We start from the raw sequence: 4972 nt of genomic DNA, 5'->3' as shown, positions 1-4972 counted from the left end.
GTGCATGACTGCGGTACCGAAGGAGCAGACGCATGCGGTGGTGGTGGAAGACGCGGTGCGCTTCTTCGCGGAATCCTTGCGCTGAAGACAGTCGAGCACGGCTCGATGCCAGGGCTGGCAGTAACGATTCGTTGCAGAGGTGATGACGCGGCGCAAAGGTGCACGGGACTACACTGCTCCTAGCGCTCCACGGAGGATCGATCATGCGCCTGCTGCATCTTTCTCTGCCGGTATCCGATGTTGCCAGCGTCGCCGCGTACTTCCGCGACGTGCTGCAGCTGGAGGTGGCCGGCGACCAGGTCCGCATTGGCTGGAGCACGATCCAGCTGCAACCAGCGAATGGCCGTCCGGTAGGCGGCGTGCACCTGGCCTTCAATGTGCCGGACAACCGCTTCGCCGACGCCATGAGCTGGCTGCGTGCACGCACGCCGTTGCAATGCAATCCGGAAGGGCTGGACTACTTCGCACTGGAAAGCAGCTGGCAGTCGCAGTCGGTGTATTTCACCGGACCCGATGGCCTGATCCTGGAACTGATCGGCCGTAGGCGCTTGCCGGCCAGCGACCGCAGTGGCGCCTTCCATGGCAGCGAACTGACCTGCCTGAGCGAGGTTGGCCTGCCCAGCCATGATGTCGATGCTGTGCGCGAACAAGCCAGCCAGCGCTTCGGCCTGCAGCCCATCAGCCCGCCGTCGCCCCAGTTCGCCCCGATGGGCGATGACGAGGGCCTGTTGATCGTGGTCGCTGCCGATCGCCGTTGGTTCCCCGAGCAGAAGGACCTGCCCAACGCGCAGGGGCTGCAGCTGCAGGTGGCCGATGTGAGCGGCAGCGGCGAACTGCACGATGCCGCGCTGGGCTGGCGGGTGCAGGCGGCCTGAGTTACCAGCTGCCCGAGGCGCCACCGCCTCCGCTGCGGCCACCACCACCGGACCAGTCGCTGGAACTGCTCGAGGACGAACTGGAAGACGAGGTGCTGGACGAGGAACGATAGCCTGTGGACGCCCCCCGGCCGCCGCGGGCCTTTTCGCCGGGCAGCAGAGTGAACACCCAGATGAAGTACAGGAACAGCGTGCCCATGCTGGACACGATCGTCGCCAGCACGCGGGCGTTCTCGTCGCCGGCACGGTCGATGGCCAGCAGCGCGCCCAGCGCATAGCCACCGGTCAGCAGCACCAGCACCACCAGGCGGATGGCGAAGCTGTTGCGGTTCTTCCGCCAGCGCGCGCGACCGGCCTGCACCAGGAAGAACACCAGCATGGCGGCGATGCCGACCGCCAGGTTCAGCAGCGTGTGCAGCGCAAGGCTGGGCGGCAACTGGCCGCGCACCAGCATCACCGCGAAGAAGCCGGTGCTGACGGCCAGCATGCCGTACAGCACGATGCGAACGCCGCCGCTGCGACGCCAGCACCAGCCCAGCAGGGTTGCCACCGGGACGGCGGGCAGCAGCACGAAGAACAACGCCGGCAGCACATGGCGCGGCAGCAGCAGCGACGCAGAAAGCCCTCCCCCGGCGATCACCGCCGTCACCAGCAGCGGCCTGCCCCAGGCAGGCAATGTCGGCCACGTTGACCTGGGCACCGCCGCATTGGCTGCCAGTGCCTTGCGCCGCCGCTCGCGGCGGTTACCGGTGAACCCGGCTTCGGTCCTGGTCGCCAGCAGACGCGGTGGCGATCGCCACAAACCCGCCAGAAAGCCCGCCAGCAACGTCAGCGCGACGACCGAATCCCCCGTGCGCCAATCCGGCGGCAACACGTTGCGTGCCAAGGAATCTTCCCAAGGCGGCAGTTGCTCGCCATCGACCAGCGCCACCAGCACCGCGGTGCCATCCAGCACCCCCTGGTCCAGGTCTCCCTCGCGCAGCCGCGGCACGATCGCCTTGTCGATGATGCGCGCGGCATACGCATCAGGAATGGTGCCTTCCAGGCCATAACCGGTCTGGATGCGGACGCGCCGATCCTGCACCGCCACCAGCAGCAACACGCCATCATCGACGCCAGCGCGGCCCAGCTGCCATTGGTCGAAGACCCGCTGCGCATAGGCTTCGATACCTTCCTCGCCAACGCTGGGCACCACCAGCACCTGCAGTTGCGCGCCCTTGCGTGCCTGCAGCTGCAATGCCTGCTCGCGCAGCGTGGCGTGGGTACTGGGGGACAGCGCATTGGCGGTGTCCACTACCGGGTCGTCCAGTGCAGGAATCGGGGCTGCCGCCAGCGACAGCAACGGCAACAGGCAGAGCAGTAGCACAAGCCACGCCCACTGCCTGGCAACGCGCGCCTGCGGCACCCGGCTCATGTGCCCTGCCCTGCCTCGATCTGCGTATACAACGCCTGCAGCCGGGCAGCGTTCTGCGCGAACACCTGCAGGTCCGCGTCGACCAGTGCCGGCCAGTCCGGTACATGTCCCAGCAACTGTGCCACCTGCTCCTGCGGTGCGCGGTCAAAGCCCTCGCCCAGCACGGTCAGATAGCGCTGGCGGAAACCCTCCGGGTCCTGCTGGTCCTGCACATACAGCTGCACCGCCAGCAGACCGGCGTAGAGATAGTTGACCATGTACTGCGGGTCCTCGTACATCAGGCGCTTGCTGATCCAGTTGCTGCGCAGCTGCGGGTAGCGTTGCGGCTGCTGGCCATAGCGCGCCAGCACCTGGCCGGTGAGCGCATCAAGATCGTCGGCGGTGCCCAGGGTGTTGCCAGCCACGCCCTGGTAGATCGACTGCTCCAGCTGCGCTTCCTCGGAGGAGGTGAACAGCTGCATCACCATGTCATCCAGCAGCGATTTCAGGTAGTACGCCTTGGCGCGAGGATCCTGTGCCTGCTGGTACAGCTGGTCACGGAAGCGCAGTTCGTTGTAGATGGCAAAGGCTTCGGTCAGCCACGCACTGCCATTGCGCTGCAACGGCGAGGCATGGCCACGTTGCATCCATTGCCCGTGCACGGCGTGCCCGGCTTCATGGGCGATCTCCACGTCGCTCTCCAGATCCCCGCTGCGCAGCCCCACGAACAACAGCGACGGCATGTCCGGAGCAACCACCTGGAACGCGTCGTGGCTGCGACTGCCCAGCACGGTGGCCAGGTCCATGCGCTTGTGCGCAGGGTCCAGCAGCGCGCGCAGCTCGGCGACATACTCCGGCCCCAGGTGCTGCATGGCATCGGCGGCGGTATCGCGCAGCTGCTCAAGCGTCAGCACCGATGGCGTATAGCCGGCATCCGGCACGGTGGTATCCCAGACCTGCGGCGACGTGATGCCGCTGCGCCCAGCATGCTGCAGCAGCATGTCCTGGTAGGCACGACGGTCTGCCGCGTGACGCTCGATCGCCGCCAGCGTAGCGTCGACGGTCGCCGTATCCATGCCCATGCGACGGTAGCCACGCGCGGTGGCCGAGCCATCTCCCTGCAGGCGCGCGGCGGCGTCATTCACTTGCACCAGGCCCAGCAGCACCGAAGCCATCGGCTCGCGGCGCGATTGCAGGCCCTGCCAGTATCCCTTCCAGCCGGCCTCACGCAGCGTACGGTCGGAGTGCTGGGCCAGCGCCTGCTTGTCGGCGCCGGTATCCCAGCTGCGGCCAGCCCCCTCGACGCGCGGAAATGCGGCGCTGTGGAAGATCTGCCGATGCAGGCGCGCGAAGGTATCCAGCGCCGGGTCGGCCAGCGTATCCACGGCATCATCCAGCTGCGCATTGGCCGGCGCCGCACCTTCCTGCACCGCGCGGTCGCGCAGGAACCGGTAGGACGCCAACCAGGGTGCATCCGCCGGTGCCTCACGCAGGGCGGCCCTGCCCGCGCGGGCGATACGGCTGCACAGACCCATCACCTGGTCCAGCGCCTGCGCCGGGCGATGATCGCGTGCGTTGCGGGCAGCCTGCAGATGCAGATACGCATGGTGGCGCAGGCACTGTGCCTGCAGCGCTTCGGCCTGGCGGAAGCGCGTGGCCGGCTCGCTCGCCGTGGCGCCCTGCAACACCTCAACGCGCTCGCCCAGAGCAATGCGTGCCGTCTGTTCGGCGGCGGCGCTGGGAAAGTAAGCGCGATCGTCAGCGTGGCGATGACCAGGGTAACGGTGGTGGTGCGCATCCTGCGGGCCTGCATCGGCGTCTCCGTGCCTTGAACGTGCTTGGAGCCTAGCAGCCACCGACGGCCCGCGCCTGTCCCGATCTGGCCTCAGATCGACTCGTCTTCGCGCTTGACCAGTGTCCAGCACGGCGTCTGCGCGAAGGTATAGGTCTGCTGGTCGCTGCTGTCGGGCGTTCGGATCTGCACCTGCATCTGCCCGTCGGCCACGGCCGTCACCTGCATCTGCCGGCCCTGCCCGGCCAGCCCGGCCGGATCAGGCATCACCGGCCATTCGACATCGGCCAATGCCAGCGGGCGTTGCACCGTGCGCGGCTCAGGCTCGGCGCCAGCGTCAACGTAGCTGTCCAGCAGCGGATCGGCCGTGGCCTTTTCCTGCAGGGTGATCTCGTTGCCGAAGTGCTTCAGGAAGGTATCGAACCCGGGATGGGGGCACGCTGCGGTCGCCACTGCGGGCGCGGGCGCCGGCTCCACCGTCGTCGCTGTGCTGGCAGGTGCCTCTGCAGGAGCCTGGGCTTCAGCCGGCGCGGGCTGCGGCGCGGGCGTGCAGGCGGACAGCACAAGGCCAAGGGCAGGTGCCAGCAGCACAAGGGAACGGCGGGGCTTCATGGGATCGTCCTGATTCCGGTTCGGTCGCGCCATCCTACCCTGCCGCCTACAATCGCGGTCTTCCGCCTGTCCGAGATGCCCATGCGCCGCCTCCTGCTCCTGATCGGCCTGCTGCTGCCTGCCCTGTGGCCAGCCATGGCGATGGGCGTCGACGTCCGCGACGGCGACCTGCTGTTCGTCACCGCCGGCCATGGCGGCCTGAGCGCGGCCATCAACGATGCGACCGGAAAACAAGGCGCGCCGAGCTTCGACCATGTCGCGCTGGTGGCCTCGGCACCGCAGGGCTGGGAGGTGCTGCAC

At 67.9% G+C, this 4972-nt stretch carries 4 protein-coding genes and 1 pseudogene; 2 read left to right on the top strand and 3 right to left on the bottom strand.

Going from position 1 to position 4972, the window contains the following annotated elements; all coding sequences use genetic code 11:
- The first annotated feature begins 203 nt into the window (after positions 1-203).
- Positions 204-875: a VOC family protein gene (locus AB4Y84_RS13065; protein ID WP_442244169.1), complete on the top strand. Its 672-nt coding sequence runs from the start codon at positions 204-206 to the stop codon at positions 873-875.
- Between the two features lies 1 nt (position 876).
- Here AB4Y84_RS13065 and AB4Y84_RS13060 read toward each other — a convergent pair whose 3' ends face one another.
- From AB4Y84_RS13060 to AB4Y84_RS13050, 3 genes are all read right to left on the bottom strand, one after another.
- Entirely contained in the window at positions 877-2289 is a 1413-nt protein-coding gene (locus AB4Y84_RS13060; protein ID WP_442244168.1) for a TPM domain-containing protein, read from the bottom strand.
- Positions 2286-3980, bottom strand: a complete 1695-nt coding sequence (locus tag AB4Y84_RS13055; RefSeq protein WP_442250248.1) for a M3 family metallopeptidase — start codon at positions 3978-3980, stop codon at positions 2286-2288. The genes AB4Y84_RS13060 and AB4Y84_RS13055 overlap by 4 nt, the downstream gene beginning before the upstream one ends.
- A gap of 173 nt (positions 3981-4153) precedes the next feature.
- Positions 4154-4672: a hypothetical protein gene (locus tag AB4Y84_RS13050; RefSeq protein ID WP_442244166.1), complete on the bottom strand. Its 519-nt coding sequence runs from the start codon at positions 4670-4672 to the stop codon at positions 4154-4156.
- Between the two features lie 81 nt (positions 4673-4753).
- Between AB4Y84_RS13050 and AB4Y84_RS13045 the strand changes: the two are divergent.
- A pseudogene (locus tag AB4Y84_RS13045) lies at positions 4754-4972 on the top strand (YiiX/YebB-like N1pC/P60 family cysteine hydrolase); the annotation flags it as partial.

The sequence above is a fragment of the Stenotrophomonas sp. 2YAF22 genome (genome assembly GCF_052114665.1).
GTDB classification, from domain to species: Bacteria; Pseudomonadota; Gammaproteobacteria; order Xanthomonadales; family Xanthomonadaceae; genus Stenotrophomonas; species Stenotrophomonas indicatrix.
This window is presented reverse-complemented; position numbering and strand designations above follow the sequence as displayed.

What these genes read in the sequence shown, in the direction of transcription:
- AB4Y84_RS13065 (WP_442244169.1), top strand. Translation starts at nt 204, where the DNA reads ATGCGCCTGCTGCATCTTTCTCTGCCGGTATCCGATGTTGCCAGCGTC.
- AB4Y84_RS13060 (WP_442244168.1), bottom strand. Translation starts at nt 2,289, where the DNA reads ATGAGCCGGGTGCCGCAGGCGCGCGTTGCCAGGCAGTGGGCGTGGCTT.
- AB4Y84_RS13050 (WP_442244166.1), bottom strand. Translation starts at nt 4,672, where the DNA reads ATGAAGCCCCGCCGTTCCCTTGTGCTGCTGGCACCTGCCCTTGGCCTT.